This is a genomic window from Kitasatospora sp. NPDC007106, from assembly GCF_040634455.1.
In the GTDB taxonomy this organism is placed as follows: Bacteria; Actinomycetota; Actinomycetes; order Streptomycetales; family Streptomycetaceae; genus Kitasatospora; species Kitasatospora arboriphila.
This window is the reverse complement of sequence record NZ_JBEYFP010001233.1, coordinates 1-1,388: the sequence shown is the minus strand read 5'-3', so window position 1 is coordinate 1,388 and position 1,388 is coordinate 1. Positions and strand designations below refer to the sequence as shown.

Here is a 1,388-nt window from a genome sequence, read left to right as displayed (position 1 = left end):
GAGCTCAACCGGCGGGCGCCGCACTGGCCGAGCGGGACGACCGGGGCGCCGCTCACCGCCGCGAGGCGGGCGAGACCGGTGCGGAAGGCACCGGGTTCGGCGTCGCGCGGGTCGCGGCGCTTCTGCAGGCCGCCCTCGCCGTAGATCAGTACGACCCGGCCGTCCGCGAGCGCCTCGGCGGCGAGGTCCAGGGCGGCGGCGGCCCGGGCCGTCCCGCGGTGCACGGGGATGTGCCCGCCGCCGCGCAGCAGCCGGCCGAGCAGCGGGACGCGCCACAGCCCGGCCGTGGCCATCACCACCGGCTCGGTGCCCAGCCGGTGCAGGGCGGCCAGCACCACGCCGGGGTCGGCGAGCGAGCTGTGGTTGGCGGCGACGATGCTGCCCGGGGCGACCGGACCGGTTGTCTCGGAGCTGACGGACAGACGGCCGAGAACGGGTACCAGGGCGCTGGCGGTCCGGCTGAGCATGGTGTTCCTTCGCTGCCTTCGGCGGGTGGTGCCGCCATCGTCGCGGAGCGTCGCCACGGGCCGCCTGAGTAGTGGTACTCAACCGGGCCCGGGTACGGTCCGCGGCGGCAGAGCCGGGGTCAGGCCCGGTCGCGCCCGGCGCGGCTGCCCCACTCGCCGATGCCCAGTCCGAGGAGGACCATCAGCGGCCCGGGCCACCACACCGGTGTCAGCAGGCCGAGCGTGCAGCCGACGGCCGTCACCACCGCGCCCACCGCCCACAGCCGCGGGGAGGCCACCCGGCCGCGGAACCAACGCGGAGCGCGGCCGCGCGCCAGCGCCGGCACCGCCTGGATGAACACCACCAGCCACACCGCCACCACGCATGCCACCCGGAACGTACTCACCGGACCATCCCCTCGTCACCGCCCGGCGCCTGCCGAGGAGCGGATCGTCCCACACCGCCCGCCGGCGCCCCGCTCAGGGGGCGGCGAACAGACCGGGGAACGCCGGGGCCAGCCACGGCTTCCGGCCCCAGGCGAGCACCTTGCCGCGGGCGAGGGCGGTGGTGGCGGTGTACCGGCCGAGGGCGATGAGGAAGAAGGCCACCGGCTCGGTCATGATCGTGCAGTCGGGCCGGCGCGGCGGACGGTCGCTCACCACGGCCGCCCCGTCCGTGAAGGTCACCGCGAACCCGTCCCCGCCGCGGACCCGCAGCCGGTAGCAGGCGTGGTGTCCGGCCGCCGAACGGGGATCGACCACCCGCGGCATGGCCGTCCGCAGGAACGGCATCGTCAGCTCGACCCGCTGCCGGTCGATCGGGTGCGGCCGCCCGAGCGCGACGGCGATGTCGTACAGGTGGCCGAGCATGTGGGTCAGCAGGTAGGAGCCGAGGGTGTCCAGGTCCATCGGGCCGAGCGGGGTCAGCACCGGGTCGGTGCC

At 76.4% G+C, this 1,388-nt stretch carries 3 protein-coding genes; all 3 read right to left on the bottom strand.

The window, feature by feature from the left end:
* Positions 1-467: lysophospholipid acyltransferase family protein (locus ABZ641_RS37405; RefSeq protein ID WP_359989046.1), on the bottom strand; the 467-nt coding region annotated here is incomplete at its 3' end.
* A 119-nt stretch (positions 468-586) separates the two neighbouring features.
* On the bottom strand, positions 587-853 hold the full coding sequence (locus ABZ641_RS37400) for a hypothetical protein (protein WP_344627166.1): 267 nt from the start codon (positions 851-853) through the stop codon (positions 587-589).
* A 73-nt stretch (positions 854-926) separates the two neighbouring features.
* A partial coding sequence (locus ABZ641_RS37395) for an SCP2 sterol-binding domain-containing protein (RefSeq protein WP_359989044.1) occupies positions 927-1,388 on the bottom strand: 462 nt, incomplete at its 5' end.